Genomic DNA, 24,692 nt, shown 5'->3' with positions numbered 1-24,692 from the left:
TTACAGAATCGAACTTAAAGGCGAAAGTCTAAGAAAAAAGAAGTAATATTGTCAGGTCATCAGTTGGACTGAAAAAAGCCTTGTTAGCGGGGTCAGTATGTCCAGCGGAGGGGTCAACTTCAACATTATATCCATTTATCTCTAATAACAAAATTATTACCGTTATAGACAAAGAAAATATAATAGCAATTTTCCAATCGCTAGTTAATAAAGGTATTGTGAAATAGTTTGTTAAATAAGTCAATAATATCGGTATAATGATTAAAGACACATACCATTTTTCGAGTACTCTGGACATTTATTTTAATTTTTATAAGGACCCTAGTTCTTTTAAAAAGGTGACTCCTTGCTTTTTCATTAATTTATAGTTGTCTGTTAATTCTGACCAAGAAAGAACCTCATATACATATAACCAATATCTATCAAAATCCATTTTTTTTAGGTTTATTGCATGATCTCTATATTCTTTTAAATATCCTCTCTTTTGAGTGGCTTTATGATATTGATAACTAATAAGAAGAAAAATACAATCATTTGAGTCAATTGCTAAATTTTTTAAATTATCTGTTTCTAATTCAAAATCATATTTTAAAGCCCAAAAAACAGCATAGGAACATGCATCAAAGAGTCTTTTATTAATTCCTAGGTGGAATAAATCTTTTGCAATATTTTTGATCACCCATTTCGGTGTTGAATGAGGCTTAAACACTTTCTCTTCTAGGATGCTCGTTAGATATGGATACAACAAAACTAAATGATGTATTTGTTTGAAAAAGTAGTCTTTAGCATTTACCCCAAGATATTTATCCGATAAAGTCTTTATAGCGTAATTTAAAACTGCAGCATCATTGTTATTTTCTAGCATAATTTCGGTTGCAAAATCAAGAAACCCTTTTAGTTCCTTTACTCTCAACCCTAATTTCTCTCCAATATTGTAGGTGTTTGTAAAATAAAAATGATTTAGCTTTGTTACCCAATTTCTCACATTAGCTTTTGGAAGAGGGCATATCTTCGATTTTTTGTGATTTAATGATAATTCAAATTTTGCTAATTCTTCTGAAAGGCTGACTAAGAATTTTTCAGCCTGTTCATGCGTTTCCGCATAACATTGATAATCATCGATATTCCTAATATATTTAAATCCTTTTTTTGCTAGCTCATTGTCAATGGATACTAAGATTATCTCTGCAATGAGATTAGATGAATGTGGACCGATAAGTAAACCGCTTGTTTCACCATATTTTACATTCATAATATGGTGATCTAACTGATTATACCATTGTGATTGATCTGTCTTATATTTTTTTGCGGTTTGTTTTCCCACTAATGCCCAAGAAACAGCATGACTGTATATACTTGGAAAACAATTGGAAATATCAGCTTCGGCTATGTACTTACTTTTTATTAAAATATCTTGCTCAGGTGCGCCATCCTTTTCGAAATTTTTATAATTCATTTCAAACAGAGGGGGCTTGTTAAAGAGTTTTCTTAAATGAATTCTACTTATTTTGTATCTATCATTTCTAGTCTTTTCTCTAAAATGTTCTTGTATATTAGCCCAATTTTCCGACAAAGCGTGACATTGATTAGCAAATGCGAATGGTTCGGGTATTGCCATGGATCTTGGAACATTAATATTTCTCATGCTAGAAAACCTTATATAATCTTTTGGCCTAAGTTTTAGAGGGAATACTAAAGTTTTAGTATAGTCTAGAAACATTTTACTGGAAAGAAAATTTGGAATTTTCTCTGCAAATATGCCATATCCTACCAAACTCTCATATAATTCCTTCGGTGATATTTCATCAGTATAGCTATAGTATGTTCTCATTGTTATGAGTGGATTTTCTCTAATTTCTGGAATATTTAATTTGAAACGCAATCTTCTCTATCTTCCAAATCGTCTTTATCTTTTTTTTGCTCATTGAAAAAGAAAAACCAATTTTTGTCCACGTGACCATTTTTAAGCTTACTAATTTGACCATTAGACAAGCCTGTTTTTTCGACCAGATTTTTATCCTCCCAGCCTAATTTTTGTAGTTTATCTTTTATATAATTATCAATGCTATGATTCACAATTTATCCTCTTTGATCTTCTTCTTTCAGAGTTTCGATTACGGATAAATCCAAAGCTTCACAAAGATTTAAAAGTTTGGAAAAAACAAAATCTTCCTTTCCGTTTTCCATATCACTAATTTTTGACCTATCCATTTTAGCGATTCTTTCAGCTACTTCATCTTGAGTTAAATCTAACTCTTTTCTTCTTTTTCTTAAATTCTTTCCTATTGTTTTGTAGGTTTTTGAATGTTTGTCTTCGATCATGGAAATATATTTTGTGGTTTTATTGCCACACTTCATATTTATTATTATATTTGTGTGGACGATTTAATATTCGAGGTAAATAACCTTGATGAACGACGTTTTCTCGTACCCGAACAGAGCTAAAAATTCGCCGAGAGAACCCGTGTAGATCGCTCCATGCTTTTGTGTGTTCAAAAAGTTTTAATACTTTTGATATATGCGGCATGCGAGCGGTTTCACGTGTAGCTTTGGCGATGCCATTTTCGAAATCTCTTGCAGATGTAGAGGTGACAAGGGTTAGCTCCCCTGGGTTCAAAGTGTGAAACCGCTCCTTGCTTAGCTAACCTAAATAAGTAAACGGTACTCATTAAGATAACGACGTTCATCATAAATAGATAAAATTATGATAACGATGTTAAATAAAACTTCATTCAAGCGGTACCGAGCCACGTCTTCATTCTCTCGGTGTTCCGCTAAACAGCATTTCAAAAATTTAATCCGAGCGCCGGATTAAGTATTTAACCATACACAGCACGTAAAAGGAGAGGAGCAATAAAAATGGCTCGGTATTCTTATCTAAAAGAATAGCGATACTTCCCTTAAACGTGTCTGCCACCGACCCTACACATCAATAGATTAAATAGCGATTGAAGGCATGAAGATGGCTTGTTCTAAATAATTGTTTTGCAGCATAAATTTAGGCAAACTTTTTATTGCTGGCAACTTTCTATCCAAAATATTGTCGTAACACAACAAAAGGGTCGGTTCTTCCAATCATTGTGGATGTCCGTGACGAACATATATATAACCAGTAACGAAAAGAGTAAAACGGCATTCTGAGGTTTAGTTAATAAATTTTTTAACAGTGTAGGCTGTGTTGAGACTTTGGACTCGATAGGGATTGTTTTACCCTATTTTTCCAAAGAATCTATGCAGATGCACGCCCTCAAAAGCCAAAAAAATGAAAGAGCTTTTAAAGAAACTGGTCGCCTTTGATCTGGCGATGTACGAAATCCATCATCTGGACTATGACCCTATAAACTGTATCAAAGATTTTTGGACCAGGTATGACATGGATAGTTGTCGCAATCATCTAGTAGAACTGCTTACCGTTTATTTCGATCGAGAAAGGGGAGTTAATCCTACTATCAGTGCCGCGGATATACAATGTTTCTCCGTCGCATTATTTCGGATGGTAATGGCCTACTTTCTGATTCATTACAAAAAGATTAATCTTTCAGAGGTAGAAATTTCATTTCTCCGAAGCAACAGATTCATCGCCTGCGAACTCGAAAGCAGTAAGGAGGTCTACGATTTTTTTTATCAGCTTTCTCAAAACCACTAATTAACTAAATGATGAATATCCTGAAATTTTTAGCCTTTTTTAAGGGCTATATAACCTATATATTTCAAGTACCTGTGAAGCACTACTTAAGCACAGATATAGTACCATTTGCGCAAAAATTGCGTAAGAAAATTAGACAAGGAAAAACGTACTTCAAAGGTACCTCGATCCAGCTAAAAAAGCGCTGTAAGATTAGCGCTCAAAACAGAATAAAAGAAGCAGATTCTTCGGGCAGCCTTCGGGTTTTGTTTGAGGATCGTTCGACACTGCGTCGTACCAGAGTCGCCTCTTCTTCCGGAACGCTTCGACTGCTGTTCGACTGCGCTTCGGGTAGGAGTCGAAGCGTACTCGAAGCCCTTCCTAAGCCGAGCCGAAACGCTCCCGAGCCTATCTCGAATATGTCCCGAAGAAGTCTAGAAGCTGAGCCGAAGGCCACTCGAAGAAGTCTCGAAGCGGCGCCAAAGGCTACCCGACGAGGGGGAGAGGTATCACCTTTTTCGGACTTTTGCCTGACCAACTTCGCTCTAGCTTCTGCCTTTCATGCAGTAGGACTTGAGTTTTCATCGGGATCTTATCGGGCTACACCGATCAAAACCCGATGCGGACCCGATGAAAATCCGATGAAATGTAAAAATTCGGCAGGAATTAATCTGGTAATGGTCGACTATAGCTTGGCACAAGAAACACACAAGCTTGACTATAGCGCGACCCTAGGTTCACCCTTGCTAAGCCCTTGTTATACACAAGGACAACTAAACGATTGCACAAGGCCCACACAACAAAAGCGAGCTTTTCAAAAGGTGGGAGATTTTAGATTGACTTATGGAGTAGAATCTGAACGATCTGTTTTAAGGTTCTTTAAGTCGATCTGTAAGGCTTTGGAGTTTCGAGCCAATACTTTGCTTGGATTGATAGGCTTAGTTGTTCAGCGGGCTTTAAAATGCTTTTTATTCGTTGCATATTATAAGCGTGCCTATCGCATGATTTTGACATGCTTGTTTTTATGTTTAGTTTCTATGTTTAGTTTATCGGCTCAGACGCCCCGCAAGGATAGCGGGGCCGATGGGCTATCCAGTCTCGTTGCGCTAAAACCAGGCGATAAGATCCCGGATGCGGTATGGGACCAGCCGCTCGAACTGAACTATTTTAATGGGAAAAAGAAAACAATCAAGTTCGCTGATTTGAAAGGGAAACTGATCCTGCTGGATTTTTGGGCGACTTGGTGCCCCTCGTGTATTGAGGGATTTCCACATCTAGAAGATGTGTTGGCGATTAATAAAGATGAGATTGCCGTGCTGCTTGTCAATAGCACACAGACAAAGGATACACAAAAACGTGTACAAGATCTAAAGAAAAAATATCAAGCGGCATATGGCTTTCAGACTTCCCTTCCTTATCTATTTGGCGACACCATTTTCCAACAATTATTCCCTCATAACGCGGTTCCACATGTCGTTTGGATAAATAAAGATGGTATTCTGGTTGCCAATACTTATCCCAATGCATTGTCAAAAGAAAATATAACAGCAGTGCTTCATACTGGAAATGCAGATTTCCATCAAAAAAAAATGAGGACCAATAAAGAAGTGGCTTTGATAACCAATGAAATGCTGAATAACGGATTTTATGCGGGTTCTGTTTTCCAGACTTATCAAGAAGGGTTAGATGCTAGTTCTGGAAATTATGCGTTCGACGGAAAACGGACCAGGTATCAGCTATTGAACCTCAGATTCTCTCAGCTCGTGGCCTTAGCATTTCAAAAAGAATTGAAAGGAATACCCTGGAGACATTGGCAGTTTGCTACAAGCAGAGGAGTAAACCCTAAACAGCGGCTCCTGACCCCAAATCGTTATGAAAATAGCTTCTGTTATGAAATGGTGGTGCTGGATTCTTTGCCTAAGAGCAGAGCGAAACAATTTTTTACGGAAGATTTTAAAAAGTTCTTTGGGATAAAACTATCAGTAGAAAACAAGCCAACGGATGTATGGCGCGTCAGTTTCAATTCAGCTGCCGAAAAGATCAGGAGCAAAGGTGGTATCCCAGAAGTTTTCCTAGGAGATTCGGAGACGGAAATGAAATTCCGCAATATTCCATTAGAATTGTTGGTGGATAACCTCAGCCTATATTTTCATCGTCCATTGGTAATTGGAGCTTCCAAAGAGGTACTTGTAGACATGACCATTCCTAAAGATTTTGAAGGCTGGGAAGAGGATACGCGAAAGGCATTTCTCCGGGCAATGGGTTTAGAGCTTAATTCTGCGCAGGAGACCATTGCCTGTGCATCATTTTCATTAACAGATAGATAGGAGGGTAGGATATGTTTATGAGATTGTTATGCATCCTAAGTGTTTGGATGTGTTGGCTTACGTCCTATAGTCAGGTAAAAGAAAGAAACATAGTTCGAGGAGTAATTGTATCAAGCGAAGACTTGCGCCCATTGCAGGGCGTCACTGTGCAAAATATGGTTACAAATATGCGTTTAAAAAGTGAAGCCGATGGAAGTTTCGGAATAAGGGGAGATTTGCGCGATACACTTCGGTTTTCGGCTATGGGTTATCAGGAATTAAGGGTATTGGTAAAGGATGTGTTGGCTAAAGGTAGGGTTTTGATGGCTGTAAAGGATAATTACTTGGAAGAGGTGCAGATCAATACGGGCTATCAGATTTTGAAACCGAATGAAACAACAGGTTCTGCCAGTGTGATTTCCAATGATATGCTGAACCAGCAAACTGGTACAAACATTTTAAACAGGCTCAATAATGTGGCCTCTGGGCTGAGATTTGAAAATCAGCCCAGTACTGTCAGTGATAGACAAAAGCTGAATTTTTCTGTTCGGGGTCTCAGTACCATAGATGGTAATCTTGATCCATTAATAGTATTGGATGGTTTTATTTATGAGGGCAATGTGGCTAATATAGATCCGAATAGCATCGAATCTGTTACCGTTTTGAAAGATGCGGCGGCAAGTTCGATATGGGGTGCAAGGGCAGGAAACGGGGTTGTGGTCATCACTTCTAAAAAAGGAGGTCAGGGTGCTGGCAAAATAATGAATACCACATTTAGCAGCACATTGATTACAAAAGCGAAGCCCAACCTTGATCAGGTGTATCAATTGTCCAATAAGGATTTTATCGATGCAGAGTCCATGTTGTTCAATAAAGGATTTTACGATTGGCTTGCGAATGGTTTTCAGTATATCTCGGTCACGCCGGCTATAGACATATTTGACAGGACAAAACGTGGATTGCTGACTCCTGCAGATTCAGCAGATCTGATCAATGAGCTTATGACAAAAGATGGGCGAAAATCATACCGTGACCTGTTTCTCGAATCGCCCTTTTCGCAACAGTATTCCTTAAATCTTTCGGGCGGTAGCAGACAGTATAATTATGGTTTTTCCGGAGGCTATACCCGAGAAATAGACGAGTATGCAGGACGGTTCCGAAAGTTGAATTTACAGCTTACAAATAGCTTCCAGCCTACAGAAAAACTGGACATTGCGATCAACCTTTTGTTTACAAACAGTATTTCTGAACCAGGAAAGCCGAAGTTTGAATCACTTCATTACAACGGTAAGCAGGTGCCTTACATGGATTTTTACAATAATGATGGCTCTCAACGCGCCTTTTATCCAGAATTTAGGGGTACTTATATGACCGAAAATTATGGCACACCTTACTTAGACTGGGGGTATTATCCATTGACTGATTATAAGCAGGCTGTTTCAACGACAAGATTGAATGAGTGGTATTCAACCATAAGTGGAAAATATAAAATTTTACCTTTTCTAGATGTAAGTGTCGGGTTCCAATATCAGATTCAACAAACCGATCTGCAAGGACTATATAATGAAGAAAGCTATTATGCCCGAAAGAACATCAATCAATTTATGGAGGTTTCAAATGGGGGAAGTAGCATTACGTATCATATTCCCAGAGGTGGGATCAAGAGCAAAGACTTCTCCTCAGGGCGGTCTTACACCGCAAGAACGCAGTTAAATATGAATAAGTCATGGGGCCTGCACCGGTTGATCGGCATGGCTGGTGGAGAAATTCGCGAAACAGCAGGCAAGGGTGAAAATTATTGGGTATATGGTTATAAAGAGAAGCCCTTACAGGCAGTTCCGGTAGACTTTACGACATATTTCACTATAGCGCCTTCAATGGTGCCAATGGGTATTACGGGAAGTCCATCTTTCACTGATCGCGTGAACAGGTTTGTATCGCTTTATTCAAATTGGAGTTATATTTTTAAGGATCGATATGCCTGGTCGGGAAGTTTTCGAAAAGATGGAGGCAATATATTCGGAGCAAAAACCAACGATAAATGGTCTCCGCTATGGTCTACAGGTCTCTCTTGGGATATCGGGAAGGAATCGTTTATTGCCCTTAAGGATGTAGATCGATTAAAGTTAAGGGCTACCTATGGTTATAGCGGGAATGTTGACCTGCGTAAAACGCCGCAGCCTATCGCCAGTGTAACTGCAGGTACTTATACAAGATTACCTGCACTGACGGTCTCAAAATTGAATGATCCATCTTTAAGATGGGAGAAAGTGTCCACCTTCAACCTTGGACTGGATTTATCTCTGTTTAAAGGTCGTCTATCTGGTACGGTGGATCATTACATTAAAACAGGAAAAGATCTGTATGGGCTCACTGATTTTGATTATACCGCTTGGGGTAAATCCAATACAGTAACCAAAAATGTTGCATCCATGAGAGGAAAAGGCTGGGATATCACACTTTCAACAAATAATCTGGATAAAGCGGTGAAATGGAATTCCAGGCTGATTTTGAATTTGAATAAGAACAGGACTACGGCATATTATAGGGCTTTGAACGGTGGCGTGTCATCTTTTTTGGGCGATGGAAATACCATCACGCCAATACCGGGGATGCCATTGAATGCACTCTCAGCCTTTAAATGGATGGGGCTCGATAGTGAGGGAAATCCACAGGGTATCCTCCGTGGTGAAGTCAGTAAAGATTATATCGGTATCAACAACGCTGCATTTAACGACGGACTGGAAGGCGGCAGCATCGTTTTTTATGGTTCTGCCAAGCCGCAGGTTTATGGATCACTTATAAATACTTTCGGATGGAAATCTTGGACGCTTTCGCTAAATGTGAGCTATAAAGGAGACTATTATTTTAGAAAACCTGCAACTTCCTATTATAACCTTTTCAACCGAGGGACTGCTTTTCCAGATTTTGAGATGCGCTGGCAGCAAGCAGGGGATGAATTGAAGACTTCAGTGCCTTCGGTGCAATATCCATTGGAAGATTTTAGGGACGCGCTATATGTGCAATCTGAAGTAAATGTATTGAAAGCTGATCATTTGAGGTTAGAGTATATAAACATTTCATGGGATAAAACCCTGAGGCTTCAACAGCGCGATTTACGTATGAAATTTTATGGAAATGTAAGCAATCTGGGCCTACTATGGACTGCGAATAAGCAAAATATTGATCCTGAATTTCCTTATCGGATTTCGCCCCCAACGACCTTATCTTTTGGATGCCAGTTAAATTATTGATCATAAATGAATCTTGAAATGAAAAAGACGAAAAAACACTTTTGCTTTCTTACGATCTATCTCGCATTATTCGTAACATTCCATACATCCTGCAACAAGTATTTGGATATACAATCAAACAAAAATCAGGTAGTACCAGAGGATCTGACAGATCTTCAGCAGATACTGGATGGTTCGCAAAACATTAATTTTAATTTTTGTTCCATAGGTGAGGTTTCGGCTGACAATTACTTTTTGAAGCAAAAGGTATTTGATGGCCTGAATGAAGTGGGTAGAAAATTTTATACCTGGGAAAACCCCGTTTATAATTTTAATAATGATTGGGCAAAAGCCTATATCACTGTCTATAACTGCAATTTAGTGTTAGATAAAATGAAAGAAATTAAGAGAGCGGAGGCAAATAAAAATGATTGGGATAATGTAAAGGGCAGTGCCCTTTACTATCGTGCCAGCCAATATCTTAGTTTGGTGTGGACCTATAGTAAAGCATATCAAGACGATACATCTGCGAAGGATTTGGGTATTGTACTGCGCAGTACCTCAGATTTTAATGTAAAGTCTGAAAGAGCAACTGTTTTAAAGACTTATCGTGTTATAGTGGATGATCTTTTAGCTGCTGCCGACATACTGCCTGATAAAGCAATTCACGTCATGAGACCATCAAAAATAGCAGCATATGCGGGATTGGCGAGAGCTTACCACTCGATGGCGAAATACGATTCAGCTTACTATTATGCGGACAAGGTCTTATCGGTAAATAAAGAGCTGATGGATTATAACAATACGGCTGAAGTAAAAATTTTAGCTTCATATCCTTTTACAAGATTTAACAAGGAAACACTCGGATATTTTGAACTTGTGACCATTAATGCACAAATAGGAGTTAATAACGCTAATATTGATTCAACTCTATACCAGTCTTATCATGTTAATGACCTAAGAAAGCAGGCCTTTTTTAAAATGAATGCAGATGGTTATGTTTCGTTTAAAGGCAGTTACGCGGGCAGTGCAAATCTATTTGGTGGGCCTGCTGTTGATGAAATGTTTTTAATCCGTGCGGAATGCGCTGTAAGAAAAGGAAGCATTCGGGAAGGAATGGATGATATGGATTATCTATTATCCCGGCGTTATAAAATAGGAAGTTATATACCGGCTTATTTTGAGGTTCAGGATGAAGCACTTGATTTTGTTCTTCAGGAAAGACGGAAAGAGCTGCTCTTTAGAGGTTTGAGGTGGATGGACCTGAAACGTTTAAACGAAGAGGGACGGGAAATTCAGCTCAAAAGAAACGTGAACGGGAAAGAATATATGCTCAAACCCAGAGATAATAAATATGCACTACCATTGCCTGAAGATGTGATTATGGCGACTGGAATGCTTCAAAATCCTATTTAAGAAAAATCTTTATAATAGTCTTTTTTTGAATTATATACCTTAAACGAGAGACCAGCATTATTTGAAACTGGTCTCTTGTTGAAGGACAGCCAATAGATTAATTGGAAACGAAAATCTTCAAACAAATCTTTGGCGAGTACTAAAAATTAGCTTCTGTTGTGAATGTTAATTTCAGTTTCACTATCTCCACCACTTCGTTCAGGGATAAAACCCGAACCAGTAGAGATTTCCGCTAACTCAATTTGACCGGGATCTAGTTCCCCTGCCGAATTTAGGTCTGAGGTCTCCACTTGCATAGAACATGCTTTATTGTCGCCTGAACAGGATTGACCATTTGGTGTCGTTGTCCAATTCGACTCGTTTGAAACCTCTCCGCTTAATAGCGGATTTCCCTTGAAATAAACAGTTACAGGAGCTAAACTTTTTCCTGTATAAACTTCAGCACCTTTAAATGCTGAGAATCCGATAATCATGGCTCCGCCTAATATCATGTAGCCATAATTGTTTAAAAATTTGGTTAGCATAATGCTACCCTCCTTTCTGTACTGCAAGCCAATAATTGAAGAGTAAAGTTTTTGGCCTGCAAACTTTTGGTAAATAATTGTTGTCGGTACGGTTCTGTGTACCGATCGTATCTGTATGCCAGGCTGCCTACTATAGGCCTACTGACGGTGTCATATACTGGAGCATGGTCTATGCTGTCTGGCATAAACCAGATTTCATGTGTTGGTTTAATTGCTGCGTTTTTATAGCTTAGAATTCCTGTTGCTAGAAAACCCACTAGAAATAGGGCGACAGCGTTCTTGTTACTTAAGTTGCTTTGCTCGTGTAGCAAGACCTTACGGTTGAGTACTAATCCTGCTAGCGATAGACCAAGAATAACGAGATTAAAGATCAGATGCGCTGTCCAGGAGATATGACTGAGAAAGCTGGTACACATACACGGTTTCTTGTCATATACATCAAGGACGCCAAGGGCAATATAAATCGAAAACAAGGTGATCATGATAGTCGATGCTATCCAGCCCCAATGCTGTAAACGGCGTGCAGGCAACCCAAGCAAAGCTCCGATGCTAATTTCCAGCAGCGGAAGCAGCCAAAAAAGTATTGGCGCAAGGATGCTAATGACCGGTTGTTGCTGTAGTGCAATATGAAATGCACTGAGTTGCCAGAGTTTTTCAATACCCACGTAAACCCAGAATAGGATCATCGCCGCCCGGAGGATTTTGTAAATTGTTGTATTGTTTTTGTTCGCTTCCATAGCTTTAATTATTCGCACCGGCGGTATTTATTATTTCCTCCCGTGGTTTTATTATTTATTCTTTCCAAAAACAGGGCGCCGTACCTGCGCGCCCTGCTCGGGTACAGCAGCCTGCTTCAGCGTCAACTTCTACCTTTCGTACGCTTCAAAACAAAGATAGATCGGATAACAGCCGACCGTAGGGGTAGTAAATAGGGGCATTTGAGCCAGAGAATACGGTTCTAAATAGCTATATGAATGGGATGGGGAATTAGAGACGAAATAACTGCTATGGGCATGGCGGAGCAAAATAGCCGACAGAAATGATTTTAAACAAGATTTAAATCTTGGTCAATCCTGCGATTGCAGGGGTAACGTGGGAATACCCCTGCTTTTTAAAATTAGGATGGATTTTTATCCATTTAATTCGGGAAATTTTTCGTGCAATTCGTTCAGCATCGTTTTCAAGACCTTGCGAATATGGACAGCAGCCGGAAACTCGCTGCCTTTGTCCATTTTTGTGAGGCTATGTACTGAAAGAAGTATGCCCTCTTTGGTTTTGACGAGTTTTGAAAATTCTTCCGCAACTTCCTTTTTCTCGGACGATCGCGTTATATCGGCTTTGACACATAAATGCAGCCAGAGTTTGAGCTCTTTACCATTGAGATTGCTGTGGATAAAGCGATTGGGAATATCGTCGGAGGACTTATCGTCCGCTGTTTCTGTTTCAATGTACTGGCACATTAGCGTGAGTAGTGAGCTGCGGTTGGGATCATAGGCAAAGCCCGGGATGGTGGAGAAATGCTGTGGATACTGCAGTAGGTTTTCCGTAGCGGCAGGATCTGATTCGTACAATTCCATCCAACGATTTAAAAATCCGATGTGGTTAAAATTAAAATTGATCATCAAGATCAAAAAGCGGGAAGGCCAGTTTTTATGCTGACGCTCATCATCGGCTAATTGCCTGAGCGCATCAATCAGTTGAATAAGGTAGTGTTGATGATGGTATTGCATATAAGGTATTTTGCCCCGTTGCAAAAGGCTTGCAATAGCGGAATGCACTTCATCCAGATAAAGTTGGGGAATCTGTTTATGCCTTAATCTGTCCAAAGTGCCCTCGAGATGAAGTTCCATATATTGCCTGATGCGTTCTTCATGGTGTTGCGGTAGCGGTGTCAGTGGATTGATATCTCTTTTAAATAAGAATTCGATATTTTCCAATACTTCCTCCAGGCGATGAAGGGCATTGAGTTCCTCGGCAATAGACTGATCGCAGTAGGTGTATAATACTTCATGGAGACGAAGCAACTGGGTATGGTAGAGCTGTACGCCTCGAATCGCCTGGTCGGCATGGGTATACTGGCGATGGATTGCCAGGGCGTCGTTTAAATGGTCGGTACAGGCAGCAGCGATGGCTTCAAGATGTTTGGTTCGGCTGGAAGGGGCTGACATAGACAACGTTCTCTATCAGAAGCATCAGGGGATATAAACTCGTGATCATTTGTACCTCCTTTTCATTTCTTTGTGATACCATGGCCAGCCATACACACCGGGATGCAGCGTCATGTTCAGTCTGCCGCCCTCTTTTGCTTGCTCAAAAGTCTTTGGATGTACCTCGACCGGAAATTGGTATTTCTCATCTTCATATGTAAAGGAAACCAATAGCTCATGAATATCGCAGCAGACTGGGCATTTCTGTACCACTTCGGCTTGGATATAGATAGCTTTGGGGCTATCGACCTTTTGGCAATTATTCATAATAAGGTTCATCCGGATATACCAGGTACAGGCCAGGAGCATCAGTGGAAATTGGAGGGCGTACAGCGTAATCAGGTTGGCACGTTTAAAGAAAATTAAATGGGCTACCGCACAGCTGCCAAGAGCGATAGGGAAGGCATGTTTAAATGCTGGCTTCAGCGGCTGCGAGCTGAGCAGCAGTTCATAGGGTAAGCGGTCATACACCGCTATACTGCAGATCTGAATACAAATAAAAAATAGAGCAAAAAGCTGGAGCACCACATGGTGGCTACGGATTTCCAAAAAAGGGATCAGTAGGACAAGGACACCGATACTATAAACCTTTAGGTAAAATGCCGACGCTAAAAAGGATCCATATACAGTCACCACGATCGCGATAAAAATCAGGATGTGATTGCGGCTGATCCGTCTGAAAAGATGCATGGGAGGTCTCATACGCAGGGCTATTAAATCAATGATTTGATATGTAGTTAAAATTACCTATAACGCATGCTATTTGATATGAATAATATCTTTATTTCAATAAGCGTATGTTTTTCGCATCGAAGTCCTTTTTTCTGTAACGAGGCGTCCAATTTATACAATAAAGACGGTGTTTATAAGCTAAAAAGGTGTGTTGATGGGCATTTGGAAGGACACAAAAGGGTGGTTTACCTGTCTGATGGTACTGTTTAAAATAAATAATGGCTAAATTTAGTATACAGAAATTTTTTTAATAGGAGATTTTTGGGAAGAATTAGCCTCACCTGCATTTATCTATCGATCGGGTCAAGGTTAATTTTCGAAATTAACAATACATTATGGAAAGTAACCAACAGGTCAAGTATGCTAACGATACGGAGATGCACGTACATTATCCAGATTTCATCTGGGTGTGGATCGCTTCGTTTCTTTTTGGCGGCATCTGTTGGTATATTGGAGCGGTAACAGCGCTGTCAGGCTGGTTTGATAGCAAGCCACTGATCATAAGCTATCTATTTAATGTATTTATTGCTGCGGTAGCACTCTTTTATATACGAGCTGTTATCAAACTGTTGGACAAAAAGAAAAGCTGGCGAATGCATAGGAGCGATCGTATCGGAACGCAGTTCTTTTTCTGTGTACTACTACCCACCGTATTTCTCTTTGGAATTATCAAACCTGTCGTTCCTCCAAAAAGTGAATGGATATGGCTGCCTTTATTGGTCATATTTCTCTGTATCCTGCTTTTTAACATGATCTATGCCACTTTTTTTTATTGGAGTTTTAATCAGAAAAGGGAATTGTACTTCATCAAGCTGGAACGGACTTTACAAAAGCAGAATAACGTAGCAGTCAACGCGAATGCACAAATTGACGCACAATCTTTTGATTTGTATGATACTATAGATCCGGCATCGGTCGATGAGAATGGTAAGGAAACGGATGCTGTGGAGGAAATTGATCTGACGCTGCTCAAATCGATAAATCCGGCAGAGGAGGAGTTTGTGATCAACAACAAATACCTCACAAAAAAGATTATGTACACGGAGCTGGGGATATTTCTATTTGAGAAGACCAATAATACGCCTATCGTTAAGCTATACCTAAAAGAAGATATGGAAGATAGCAAAGGCTGCGAGCAGCGTAGCCTGAACGAAATTGTGCGCGATACCCAGGGCTTTGTACAGAAAATAGACCGGCATCACGCGATTCCATTGGACATGATCAAGGCCTGCTATCAAATAAAGGGCGGGCGGCTTCGCATCATTTTGCATGTACCGTTTGGTGCTATCGGCAGTTTTGTGGTTTCGTCGACCATTTCCCGCAGGATAAAAGACTGGGTCATGCTCCAGGTACCTATTGAAAAAGAGAATACAATAAATAATAACCTTTAACAGATCGATTATGGAAAGCATGAAAAGCAACACTTGGAAATGCCGAGCCACAGGAAAGGTGGCATTTCCATCCCCGTTCGACGCCCAATATGCGATGTTCCGGTTCAAATTGCGTTCGCGTGTCAAAAATGTCACCAATGGTAAACGCATCAAACACCGCATGGGAAAACCGGCTTGCCGTAGAGCCTACTATTGCAGGCTCTGTGAAGGGTACCATATTACCAAATGGAAAAAGGACAATTTTGAGCGTTATAAAAAAACGGTCTTGAGCTGGGATGTTTCGTCCAGCATAAGCGATTATTATTTGACAATCCTATAATTCACCCCAACCGCAATTCCCAAAGACTGCACGCGATCATGATTTCTCTCCGATTGGAAAGGAATGAGTGAGTACATTTTGTAGTGTGGCGACAGCAAGACAGCAAACTGTTGGGATAATGGAACCTTTGCGCCTAGTCCAATATGGAAACCTATGCCATGCTGCTTGTCTACATAACTATTTGCGTTCTGCTGGAAGTGTAACATAGGCCCCGCATTTGCGTAGAGATATTTCAAAAATTTTACCCTGGCATCTAAAGGGAATTCCCAAATAGAAAGTTCCATGGAATATTGCATCCGCTCCACCGATGGATCGACTATTGCCGATGTTGTCGTAATGTTCTGATGGGAATAGCCCAGACCAACACCAAACGACCATGTTTCATTATAGTGATAGCCTACGCGGAGCAATCCAGCGATATAATTCTTACTGTCGTCGCTACCGGCTCCCATAAGGCTTTTCCGAGGTCCAATAGTACGCTCAGCAAGTGGAGTAATAGAAAGTTCGATGTCATAACTGCCACTATTGTTTTGCTGCGCATAGAGGCCGGTTCCTGATAAAGTTAAAACGGAAAGAAATATCCTGGAAAGTAATTTTTTAAGCATATGAATGTATGATGATAGATTTTATAATTGTTTTCTCTTTTTAATTGGCGCTAATTCTCACTAGAAATCTAACTGATAACGTGTAAAGCTTCCTTTTTCTGAATTAACAGTGGCGGCCTTGTCGAATTGTAAGGGGTTCGGTCCATTATAGCCTTGCCATTTTAATACAGATTCCATATCGGCAGGAATCGTTATCCTAACGATGGTATCCAAATCACGAGGGACAGGAGCGATAGAAAAACCAGTATTGGATTTCTCTGGACCATAGCTAACCGAAAGCATCTTCAAATCGAGCTTCTTGACATTTTTGAGATGCAACTCCATTTCACCCCTTTTAAAAAGCATTATTTGTTCATCGGTTGGCGTATCATACTTGAGCTCGTCCAAGTCATAAGAAGCTACGCTTTGATAGGAATCTGGATGGTATGCATTAAGATAATAACCATTCTTTTTGACACTAACTATAAAAAAGCCTTCTCAGGATAGGTATTTGCTGGCATCAAATCGAAAACTATATTTGCCTTTGGTATCTGTCTTTGTTTTCCCCAAACTTATAGATGGTTTAAGGAACGAACTGTAATATTGGAAAGAAATTCCTACTTCTACATCAGATAATAATTTGTTCGCAGGAGTATCCACAACAACTCCCGATAGTACAATACAATTCTGCGCACAGGTTGTGCCATCGCGCTCATCTTTTTCGCACCCCAATAGAAAGAATGGTAGGATAAAGAGCAACCATTGCCCTTTATGTACTTTTTGAAATATGTTCAGCATAATTATATAGAATAGGTCAGTAAGACGTATTAAAGGAAAATCAATAAAACTGCGCATTTCGTTAAAACAGGTCTTTTCATAATTTATTTTGATACTATACTATTGCAAACGGAAATAATATGCGTAATGCTACAAATTTAATAAATATAAGTTAATAGTTCGCCCCAGATGCTAAAAGCTGCAATTTGGTTACAAGTGATTGGGCATTTGCGAGGATAATGTCTCTCAATTGACCAATACATGATAGGCTATTGGAAAATTTATTGGGATAGCGCAAAAGTTCTCCGCTTGTGTCAGCTAGAAATCGAAAAATGAAATGATTGTTGGCCAACTAAGGTATTATTCTTTGAATTTTAATAAATTAGTAGGATGAGATATTTAATAGTCCTATTGTTAGGCTGGTTTACTTGTTATTCGGTCGCTGCACAAAACCAAGCGAAGGGAAATAGTGCCGTTAAAGATGAGAAGACTTATGTATTGGTGGCCAATAAGATCAATACCGATTTTAATTATAAGTTACTGGATGATTTTGAGCAGTCTTTTGCAGCATTAATCAAGGAAAACAACAGCCGTGAATTAGTATTCAATCCCATAAATGGCAAATACCATTATTATAAATTTGTCGCCACCTATAAAGCAAGGGGTATTTTGCCCGATAGTGATCCTGCAAAGCCGGAGCAAACCTTTCACAATATCTTGATCATCAAAACCGACGACCAGCAAAAGATTGTAGATGGCTATCATTTTGTGCTCGAATGGGGCGAAAAGCCATTATCTTATCCCTTATTTAGGATTAAGTCTACAGGGGTGCCTCTGCAGGAAGGCTTGTCATTAAAGCAGCTGAACCTCAAAAGAGTGACCGATAATACGGATTTTGATAGCGATGGTAAAATCAAACTGTCGAGCTGGTAACGTTTAAAAAAGTTAAGAATATCTTTAGAACGATCGTATGGAATTGGATAGCCTTTATATTAGTATTCGAGTAGAAAAATCTAGATTGAATGAGTTTTTTGCTTCTAAACCGATTTCCCCGAATCGAGACGATAATTGGTCGCAGTGGTGGGAGAGCCGGCAGATGTACAGCAAAACAACTTTGGAAATTATTCCAAGTTATTCGCAGGCGCGCATTCGTGAAGTCTTCGATAATCTGCTCAAGGATCGATTTTATGGTGCGAAGGAGTCTTATGATCAGGAAAAGCAACACTGGAAATTCGTCGTACTGAACTTCAGTGAAAACTATCTTGAAATATTGCCGATGCTGGCTCTTTTAAAACAACTGGAGGGCTATGTTTTGGAGGGGTATGCCCTGATTTTTGACTGGATGTGGGGTGGTGACACGGTGATGGCGTATGTTGACTTTACCGCGGGAAGTGCCTTGCTCGAAACGGTTACGGAATCTTATGCGGTCGAACTCAAACGATTTGAAGAAGCTAATCAAGGCTTACAATCGCTGGCGGAAGAGCTGGGGGCTGGCTAACAGCTAGAAGTGGCTTCCTTCATGTGCAAATTATAACCTAATATCACCTTATTTTAACCTCTTTTAGTTAAGCATTGTAATACTAAATTGGCTATGGTATATTTAGTGTCATATTGACATTTATTTAAATCTAAATTGTTATGAAGCCAGTTCAGTTCAAAGTTCCTGCTCCTCAGGATAAATCGATCTATATTCAAGAAGATGTGCTGGATAAGTTTTATCCGCATATGCATCGTCATGAGGAATATCAATTAATCTGGATTAAAGAAGGCATTGGCCAGCTCCTCCTTGACGATAATGTGCATGAATTTCAACCCGGTGACATTTTTCTATTGGGGACAAACCAGGCCCATGTGTTTAAAAGTTTCATTGCAGGTGAAAGTGTGCGGTCTGTCTCCTTATTTTTTAGCGCGAAAGGAGCACTGTCTACCATGGCTACCATGCCCGAACTTCGAAACCTGCTTGATTTTGTGCATAAATGCCAGCGGGGATTTAAGGTCCCACCGAAACTTCAGGGGCAGGTGTGCTATTATATTGAAATACTGCAAAAGTCCGACTTTCTGGACCAGCTTGTCAATTTTTTTTATTTGTTAAAATCACTCAGCAAAGTATTTACTGAACTGGAGCCCCTTTCGGGTGTACAATTGCCCAAAAGGGAAATCTCCAAACCTTTCCGTATTGAAAAGCTATGTAAATTTTTGGAAGAGCACTTTAAAGAGGATATCAGTTTGGATGAAATCGCTGAAAAAGCAAATCTGACGCCACATGCCTTCTGCCGCTATTTTAAAAACTGTACGGGAAAGACATTTGTGGCCTATTTGAATGAACTGCGTATCCGCGAAGCCTGTAAATTATTGGGTTTAGGAAGGCACGATTCGATCTCTTTAATAGCCTATGATGCTGGCTTTAATAGCATCACTAATTTTAATCGTGTTTTCCGGAATATTTTAGGGGTATCTCCTAAGATATACGTCCGCAACTACCGGAATTACCTATACGATTAACGGACTTTTTAATCGCTTTAGGCTATTTGATCCCATCCGGCAGAAGGTCGCTCAATTTCCGGCGCGATTTCGGCGCTGATTCAATTCCGTCTAATCATAACAGGAAAAATACTCCTGCTATGGTTAGACGGAATTGCTGTTTTATGCACTGTGCTGCAATCCTACACCTCGCCAATAGGCCTCTTTTCTTTTGTTAAAATGTTAGAACGAGTGGGTAAGATCTGACCGAAAACCGCTGTTTCGAAGTACTAATTTTGTTACAGAAAGAACAACTAATCAATTTTTTAACATACTGTAGCCGCCTTTTTTAGAAAGGAACCGCGTTTATCCCAGGGGTAGATGTGTGGTCGACGGTATGTTAAAATGAACACCTGCTTAACGAAATTATGACTATGTATGAAAACCTTCCAAAAAAATGCTTAACGGGTATTTTTATGTTGCTGCTGTTGGTCTGTCAACAGCTGTATGCGCAACAACAGAGAACGGTCACGGGGATCGTTAAAGACGAAAAAGGCACACCGCTGTCTGATCTGAGTATTTTAGAGAAAGGCATCCGCAATGCCACCAAAACGGATGCAGATGGAAAATTCAGTCTACCGCTTAAATCGGCCAATCCAACCCTGATTTTTAGTTACGTTGGTTATGTACGGCAGGAGAAACAGCTGCGTGCCGGCGAAAATCCACTTCAGATAACGATGAAGGAAGATGGAACGGGGCTGGATGAGGTGGTCGTAATGGGCTATCAGGATGTGCAGCGCCGGAAGACGACAGGAGCTATTGCTACCGTAAAAGGGAAGGATTTTGAAAATACGCCCTATGCAACCTTCGATGCCATGCTGCAGGGACGCGTGGCCGGTCTGACCGTGTTGAGCACATCCGGCGAACCCGGTACCAATAACATTGTCAACATCCGCGGGACGAGCAACCTGGGTCTAGCAGACAACCAACTGCAGGCGCCCTTGTACGTGATCGATAATATTATTTACGACGTGAGTGATATCCGATCGGCTTACGGTAATGCAAGTCCTTTGCAGGCCATTAATCCCAACGACATCGAATCGGTTGATATCCTGAAAGACGCTTCGGCATCGGCCATTTATGGCGCCCGTGCTGCCAATGGGGTTATTATCATCAAAACCAAACGTCCGGCGCAGGGGAAACCCGAAATACGGATCTCGGCTTACAATGGAGTTTCCAGCCGTCCGGCCATGAAGCCCATCACCGTGGGAGCCGCCGAGCGCAGGCTGAAAATGAACTTGCTCTATCAGGGTGGATCGTATGACTGGTTCAACAATGGGTCCATTAGCCCCATGTTGACAGATAGTTTAAATCCGGCCTTTAACAACAATACCGATTGGCAGGGGCTTTTTCTGCAGTCGGCCAACATCAACAATGTCAATGTGAGTATTGGTGCCACCATGGAGAAATTTTTATACCGTTTCTCGGCACAGCGTTATTATGAGCAGGGCGTAATGATGGGCTTTGAAAATGAAAACCTCACACCACGCCTGATGTTACAGGCCAACCCGACGGACAATTTCCAATTTGAGACCAACTTGTTCGCAGGTTTTACTAAAGCGAAACATGGTTCGGGTGACGATACGAAATATCCATTTAGTACCTGGGGATTTCCTTCTTCTTTCTATCAGATTACAGATGTAGATGAGCAGATCTATACCGGGCGCTACGACGGTCTGATGGATCGCGATAACTCCTTCAGCCTGAATGGAAACTTCGCTGGGACACTCAAGAAATTTCTGATCAATGGCCTGACCCTGCGCTCGCAGTTTTCGTTTAATGTTAATAATAATACGCGCGATCTTTTTCGTCCCAAACTGCTGACAGGTAATAGAAACTATGCACAAAATTGGGTGAATCAAAACAAGCGCTGGGAATGGGAAACCTATTTTAACTACATCAAGAGCATCCGCAACATCCACAATTTTACGGCCGTTTTGGGTACTGGTATTGAACGGAACACGTCCAATGAAAACTATATGTATGGCTATAACGACAATGGAACTTATGTGAAAACCGTAACCGGTATCCCTTCCGGGCCGGATCTCTATGCGACGACTTCCATCAGCGAGCGCTCACGCGTATCGGTATTCGGTCGTTTTGGCTATGATTATAAGGACAAATACCTGCTTTCTGCAAGTTACCGGATGGATGCCTCGTCGCGTTACAGCAAGGATAACCGCTGGGGTATTTTCCCGTCCATATCTGCCGGCTGGGTACTTTCGGAAGAGCCTTTTTTCCAGGGAGCCAAAAATGCCATATCCTTTTTCAAAATAAGGGGTAGCTATGGTATTACAGGGCGCGATCCGGGTTCGTACTACGCACGCTATACAGGACTGACTTTTGATGCATCTTATGCAGGATCGGTGCTGGAAAATGGTATTGCTGGTTCGGTACTCTCGTATAACGGTAAACCGACAGTATCTCCTAATTATGCGGCGGCGGCAACATCACCGACGATCCGATGGGAGCGTTCACCGCAGTTTAATGCCGGATTCGATATGAACCTGCTGCACGACCGAGTTACGGTAACTGCCGATTTTTATGTGCGCGACTCCAAAGAATTGGTTTACGATCTGACGATGCCCGCTACTTCGGGATATAGCACCGTCTCCAATAATTTTATCAGCGTGAGAAACAGTGGTGTGGAAATGACGATTATCTCCCGAAATATGGCTCCTTCGTCGGCATTCCAGTGGACGACCAATTTCAATATGGCTTATAATAAAAATTATGTCACCAGCCTGCCGGATGGTGGAAAGGAAATACAAGTGGGACCACCCTGGATGCAACGCGCCCTGAATGTAGGCCAACCTATTTTTCCATTCAAGGTATGGGATGTGGATGGCGTATATGCGACCAATGCTGACGTGCCTGTCGATCCATTGACCGGAAGAAGAATAGCGCACTTTAATCGGTCGGTCCTTTATCAGGCTGGCGATCCGCGCAGAAGGGATGTCAATGGGGATTATGTGATCGATTACAACGACAAAATTGATATGGGAAATCCAAATCCCGACCTCGTAGGCGGATTTATCAATCAGTTTTCCTACAAGAATTTTAGCTTATCCACACTTGTGAGCTTTGTTTTCGGACGCTCTTTGTGGAATGGTTACCTGTCGGACAAATTACAGGATGCCGGTTCATCTGCCCTTTATTCGACTTGGGGAACAAATTCGGCGATTGCAGGCGATTTTAAGCCGAGCGACTTCTGGATGAAAGACGGCGATCAGACCAAATACCCTACTTTGTTTCGCAATACGGTAGACAATTGGCACATCGCCAACAGCACTTTCGTGGAAAATGCCAGTTTTGTACGCCTGAAAAATATTCAGCTGAGCTACACATTCCCGCAGGCCATGATTAAGAAACTTAAGTTGAAAATGCTCCGCATTTATGGGGTCGTGGATAATGTGGCTGTTAAGTCCTGGTCTTCTGTGCCGGACCCTGAAGCAGTGGAAGCCAATGGTTATTCAACGGGTAACGGATATCCGATCCCGAAGAAATGGACAATAGGCTTGGATGTTACCTTTTAATCATGTCAGTTCCATCGGATAACGGTGGCTTAAAATTATTTAGAGATGAAAAGAAAAATATTGTTTTTAATGCTGAGTGCTTTCATGTATCTCGCTTCAGGCTGCTCCAAGTTTCTGGACATTGAGCCTGTCAGTTCGGCAACCGACGAGAACTTCTGGAAAACGCAGGAAGATGCCAATAGCGCAACCAACGCCATGTATGCGCTGCTGCGCAAGGCCCTAAATCAAGCCAACGGTATGGCCTACTATGCCTATGGCGATTTGCTCACGGACGAAATTACTTCTTCGACCAACGCAGACTTTAGTCCGATTGTCAATATGCAGCTCAACACGGCTGTAGCAGCTTCGGAAACTTGGCGGCCCGCGTATCAGCTGCGGCGCTATGATGTCTTCTATCAGGCCATAGATCAGGCCAACCGCGTTATCCAGAGGCTCCCTAAGATGGACGAAAATGCCTTTGACAATGTATCGACCAGGGATTACTATATCGGCGAAGCTTACTTTGTGCGTGCATTTGCCTATTTCTATATGGCGAGGGTATGGGGAACAGTGCCGATTATAACAGAATCTGTGGTGCCCATCGATGCTGTAAATCTGGCTGCAAGTAAAGAGAGTGATGTGCTGGATCAGAGCCAGGCCGATTTAACTAAAGCGTTGGCTTTACTGAAATGGAGCAATATCGACCAAGATGATTTTGCATTGCGTGCAAATACCGGAGCAGCGCTTGCCCTGCAGGCGCACCTGAGTGCTTGGCGGGGCGAATATGCCGACTGCATCGAGGCGGCTAAATCGGTATTGGAAAGCGGCGAATATTCTTTTGTGGGAAGGGACAGTCTGAATTACCGCAGTATTTATCAGGGAAAATCCAATGAAGGTATTTTTGAGATCTCCCAAAATGGGGAAAACGAAGGTACAAACTCGGGAATTGGATACTTTTCGCTAGCCGGACCTTATTTTCGGACTTTAACAGATCCAATTTTAAGAATCAGTCAGGATTACATTAAAACGCTCTTTAAAGACAGTAACGATAAACGATTTAAAAGTGTGTTTGATATGGTTTATAACGGTAACTATGCGCTGTGTACGAAATATGCAAATGTTAAGTTTTCGAGTAATGCGTCAAATGCCAATGCGATTTTTAAAAATAACATCATCATCTTTCGCTATTCCGATATTAAGCTGCTGATGGCAGAGGGATTGGCCGCAACAGGTAAAAATAGCTCCGCAGAAACCATCTTAAATGAAATCCGCACGCAAGCTGGACTGCCTGCCTACACAAACGAGGAACCGCTTATTGAGGCCATCTTTAGTGAAAGAGCGCGCGAACTGTTTCTGGAAGGTCATCGCTATTACGATCTCGTGCGGTTGTATAAACACTTCAATGTCTATAAATTTCCGGAAGGCAAAATGAACCAGTCGCAATTTAATGCGAAGAAATACTTTTGGCCATTTGATCCATCGTTGTTGTCTGCCAATCCTATGCTGAATCAGACACCATACTGGGGAACTGTCAATATATAAA

At 41.1% G+C, this 24,692-nt stretch carries 21 protein-coding genes; 11 read left to right on the top strand and 10 right to left on the bottom strand.

Annotated features, from left to right (window positions below; genetic code table 11):
• Positions 1–310 precede the first annotated feature (310 nt).
• From B3297_RS03250 to B3297_RS03240, 3 genes are read right to left on the bottom strand one after another with little or no spacing between them, the layout of a single operon-like run.
• The gene (locus B3297_RS03250) at positions 311–1,831 is read right to left on the bottom strand and encodes an RNA-directed DNA polymerase (RefSeq protein WP_286778423.1); all 1,521 of its coding nucleotides are present in this window, start codon (positions 1,829–1,831) and stop codon (positions 311–313) included.
• Between the two features lie 35 nt (positions 1,832–1,866).
• Complete coding sequence (locus B3297_RS03245; protein WP_286778422.1) at positions 1,867–2,076, bottom strand: hypothetical protein; 210 nt, start codon at positions 2,074–2,076, stop codon at positions 1,867–1,869.
• A gap of 3 nt (positions 2,077–2,079) precedes the next feature.
• Positions 2,080–2,322 (bottom strand): helix-turn-helix domain-containing protein, encoded by a 243-nt coding sequence (locus tag B3297_RS03240; RefSeq protein WP_286778421.1) that lies wholly within the window; start codon positions 2,320–2,322, stop codon positions 2,080–2,082.
• Positions 2,323–3,262: 940 nt separating this feature from the next.
• Between B3297_RS03240 and B3297_RS03235 the strand changes: the two genes are divergently transcribed.
• From B3297_RS03235 to B3297_RS03220, 4 genes are all read left to right on the top strand, one after another.
• Positions 3,263–3,646 (top strand): hypothetical protein, encoded by a 384-nt coding sequence (locus tag B3297_RS03235; RefSeq protein WP_286778420.1) that lies wholly within the window; start codon positions 3,263–3,265, stop codon positions 3,644–3,646.
• Between the two features lie 74 nt (positions 3,647–3,720).
• Entirely contained in the window at positions 3,721–5,952 is a 2,232-nt protein-coding gene (locus B3297_RS03230; protein ID WP_286778419.1) for a TlpA family protein disulfide reductase, read from the top strand.
• Positions 5,953–5,963: 11 nt separating this feature from the next.
• Positions 5,964–9,185, top strand: a complete 3,222-nt coding sequence (locus B3297_RS03225) for a SusC/RagA family TonB-linked outer membrane protein (protein ID WP_312905749.1) — start codon at positions 5,964–5,966, stop codon at positions 9,183–9,185.
• An 18-nt stretch (positions 9,186–9,203) separates the two neighbouring features.
• Positions 9,204–10,580: a RagB/SusD family nutrient uptake outer membrane protein gene (locus tag B3297_RS03220; RefSeq protein WP_286778417.1), complete on the top strand. Its 1,377-nt coding sequence runs from the start codon at positions 9,204–9,206 to the stop codon at positions 10,578–10,580.
• 146 nt (positions 10,581–10,726) lie between these two features.
• Here B3297_RS03220 and B3297_RS03215 read toward each other — a convergent pair whose 3' ends face one another.
• From B3297_RS03215 to B3297_RS03200, 4 genes are all read right to left on the bottom strand, one after another.
• Positions 10,727–11,071 carry a hypothetical protein gene (locus B3297_RS03215; protein WP_286778416.1) on the bottom strand — a complete coding sequence of 115 codons (345 nt, stop codon included), beginning with the start codon at positions 11,069–11,071 and terminating at the stop codon, positions 10,727–10,729.
• A 26-nt stretch (positions 11,072–11,097) separates the two neighbouring features.
• Positions 11,098–11,841: a MauE/DoxX family redox-associated membrane protein gene (locus B3297_RS03210; RefSeq protein ID WP_286778415.1), complete on the bottom strand. Its 744-nt coding sequence runs from the start codon at positions 11,839–11,841 to the stop codon at positions 11,098–11,100.
• A 393-nt stretch (positions 11,842–12,234) separates the two neighbouring features.
• On the bottom strand, positions 12,235–13,272 hold the full coding sequence (locus B3297_RS03205) for a hypothetical protein (protein WP_286778414.1): 1,038 nt from the start codon (positions 13,270–13,272) through the stop codon (positions 12,235–12,237).
• Between the two features lie 45 nt (positions 13,273–13,317).
• Positions 13,318–14,013 carry a hypothetical protein gene (locus tag B3297_RS03200; protein ID WP_286778413.1) on the bottom strand — a complete coding sequence of 232 codons (696 nt, stop codon included), beginning with the start codon at positions 14,011–14,013 and terminating at the stop codon, positions 13,318–13,320.
• A gap of 365 nt (positions 14,014–14,378) precedes the next feature.
• On the opposite strand from B3297_RS03200, the gene B3297_RS03195 reads away from it, so the two are divergent.
• The gene (locus tag B3297_RS03195; RefSeq protein WP_286778412.1) at positions 14,379–15,434 is read left to right on the top strand and encodes a hypothetical protein; all 1,056 of its coding nucleotides are present in this window, start codon (positions 14,379–14,381) and stop codon (positions 15,432–15,434) included.
• A gap of 10 nt (positions 15,435–15,444) precedes the next feature.
• A complete protein-coding gene (locus B3297_RS03190; RefSeq protein WP_286778411.1) occupies positions 15,445–15,753 on the top strand; it encodes a hypothetical protein in 309 nt (102 codons plus the stop codon).
• Here B3297_RS03190 and B3297_RS03185 read toward each other — a convergent pair.
• From B3297_RS03185 to B3297_RS03175, 3 genes are all read right to left on the bottom strand, one after another.
• Positions 15,735–16,358: an outer membrane beta-barrel protein gene (locus tag B3297_RS03185; RefSeq protein WP_286778410.1), complete on the bottom strand. Its 624-nt coding sequence runs from the start codon at positions 16,356–16,358 to the stop codon at positions 15,735–15,737. The genes B3297_RS03190 and B3297_RS03185 overlap by 19 nt on opposite strands.
• 60 nt (positions 16,359–16,418) lie before the next feature.
• The gene (locus tag B3297_RS03180; protein ID WP_286778409.1) at positions 16,419–16,682 is read right to left on the bottom strand and encodes a hypothetical protein; all 264 of its coding nucleotides are present in this window, start codon (positions 16,680–16,682) and stop codon (positions 16,419–16,421) included.
• A gap of 153 nt (positions 16,683–16,835) precedes the next feature.
• On the bottom strand, positions 16,836–17,135 hold the full coding sequence (locus tag B3297_RS03175; RefSeq protein ID WP_286778408.1) for a hypothetical protein: 300 nt from the start codon (positions 17,133–17,135) through the stop codon (positions 16,836–16,838).
• Positions 17,136–17,504: 369 nt separating this feature from the next.
• On the opposite strand from B3297_RS03175, the gene B3297_RS03170 reads away from it, so the two are divergent.
• The 5 genes from B3297_RS03170 (at position 17,505) to B3297_RS03150 (ending at position 24,691) form a co-directional block, all read left to right on the top strand.
• The gene (locus B3297_RS03170) at positions 17,505–18,047 is read left to right on the top strand and encodes a hypothetical protein (protein WP_286778407.1); all 543 of its coding nucleotides are present in this window, start codon (positions 17,505–17,507) and stop codon (positions 18,045–18,047) included.
• A gap of 37 nt (positions 18,048–18,084) precedes the next feature.
• Entirely contained in the window at positions 18,085–18,612 is a 528-nt protein-coding gene (locus B3297_RS03165; RefSeq protein WP_286778406.1) for a hypothetical protein, read from the top strand.
• A 140-nt stretch (positions 18,613–18,752) separates the two neighbouring features.
• Positions 18,753–19,616, top strand: coding sequence for an AraC family transcriptional regulator (locus tag B3297_RS03160; protein WP_286778405.1), 864 nt, complete (start codon positions 18,753–18,755; stop codon positions 19,614–19,616).
• 386 nt (positions 19,617–20,002) lie between these two features.
• Entirely contained in the window at positions 20,003–23,170 is a 3,168-nt protein-coding gene (locus B3297_RS03155) for a SusC/RagA family TonB-linked outer membrane protein (RefSeq protein ID WP_286778404.1), read from the top strand.
• Between the two features lie 45 nt (positions 23,171–23,215).
• Positions 23,216–24,691 carry a RagB/SusD family nutrient uptake outer membrane protein gene (locus B3297_RS03150; protein WP_286778403.1) on the top strand — a complete coding sequence of 492 codons (1,476 nt, stop codon included), beginning with the start codon at positions 23,216–23,218 and terminating at the stop codon, positions 24,689–24,691.
• Position 24,692: the final 1 nt, after the last annotated feature.

Origin of the sequence: Sphingobacterium sp. UBA3519 (assembly GCF_002377215.1) — a bacterium.
GTDB lineage: Bacteria > Bacteroidota > Bacteroidia > Sphingobacteriales > Sphingobacteriaceae > Sphingobacterium > Sphingobacterium multivorum.
The sequence above is the reverse complement of the archived record's forward strand: the minus strand, read 5'-3'. Positions and strand labels throughout refer to the sequence as shown.

Excerpts from the sequence above, each read along its gene's own strand:
- B3297_RS03210 (WP_286778415.1), bottom strand. The coding sequence starts at position 11,841 with ATGGAAGCGAACAAAAACAATACAACAATTTACAAAATCCTCCGGGCG.
- B3297_RS03200 (WP_286778413.1), bottom strand. The coding sequence starts at position 14,013 with ATGAGACCTCCCATGCATCTTTTCAGACGGATCAGCCGCAATCACATC.
- B3297_RS03235 (WP_286778420.1), top strand. The coding sequence starts at position 3,263 with ATGAAAGAGCTTTTAAAGAAACTGGTCGCCTTTGATCTGGCGATGTAC.
- B3297_RS03175 (WP_286778408.1), bottom strand. The coding sequence starts at position 17,135 with ATGCTGAACATATTTCAAAAAGTACATAAAGGGCAATGGTTGCTCTTT.
- B3297_RS03165 (WP_286778406.1), top strand. The coding sequence starts at position 18,085 with ATGGAATTGGATAGCCTTTATATTAGTATTCGAGTAGAAAAATCTAGA.
- B3297_RS03225 (WP_312905749.1), top strand. The coding sequence starts at position 5,964 with ATGTTTATGAGATTGTTATGCATCCTAAGTGTTTGGATGTGTTGGCTT.
- B3297_RS03250 (WP_286778423.1), bottom strand. The coding sequence starts at position 1,831 with ATGAGAACATACTATAGCTATACTGATGAAATATCACCGAAGGAATTA.
- B3297_RS03220 (WP_286778417.1), top strand. The coding sequence starts at position 9,204 with ATGAAAAAGACGAAAAAACACTTTTGCTTTCTTACGATCTATCTCGCA.
- B3297_RS03215 (WP_286778416.1), bottom strand. The coding sequence starts at position 11,071 with ATGATATTAGGCGGAGCCATGATTATCGGATTCTCAGCATTTAAAGGT.
- B3297_RS03160 (WP_286778405.1), top strand. The coding sequence starts at position 18,753 with ATGAAGCCAGTTCAGTTCAAAGTTCCTGCTCCTCAGGATAAATCGATC.
- B3297_RS03185 (WP_286778410.1), bottom strand. The coding sequence starts at position 16,358 with ATGCTTAAAAAATTACTTTCCAGGATATTTCTTTCCGTTTTAACTTTA.
- B3297_RS03180 (WP_286778409.1), bottom strand. The coding sequence starts at position 16,682 with ATGGAGTTGCATCTCAAAAATGTCAAGAAGCTCGATTTGAAGATGCTT.
- B3297_RS03155 (WP_286778404.1), top strand. The coding sequence starts at position 20,003 with ATGACTATGTATGAAAACCTTCCAAAAAAATGCTTAACGGGTATTTTT.
- B3297_RS03150 (WP_286778403.1), top strand. The coding sequence starts at position 23,216 with ATGAAAAGAAAAATATTGTTTTTAATGCTGAGTGCTTTCATGTATCTC.
- B3297_RS03205 (WP_286778414.1), bottom strand. The coding sequence starts at position 13,272 with ATGTCAGCCCCTTCCAGCCGAACCAAACATCTTGAAGCCATCGCTGCT.
- B3297_RS03190 (WP_286778411.1), top strand. The coding sequence starts at position 15,445 with ATGGAAAGCATGAAAAGCAACACTTGGAAATGCCGAGCCACAGGAAAG.
- B3297_RS03170 (WP_286778407.1), top strand. The coding sequence starts at position 17,505 with ATGAGATATTTAATAGTCCTATTGTTAGGCTGGTTTACTTGTTATTCG.
- B3297_RS03195 (WP_286778412.1), top strand. The coding sequence starts at position 14,379 with ATGGAAAGTAACCAACAGGTCAAGTATGCTAACGATACGGAGATGCAC.
- B3297_RS03240 (WP_286778421.1), bottom strand. The coding sequence starts at position 2,322 with ATGATCGAAGACAAACATTCAAAAACCTACAAAACAATAGGAAAGAAT.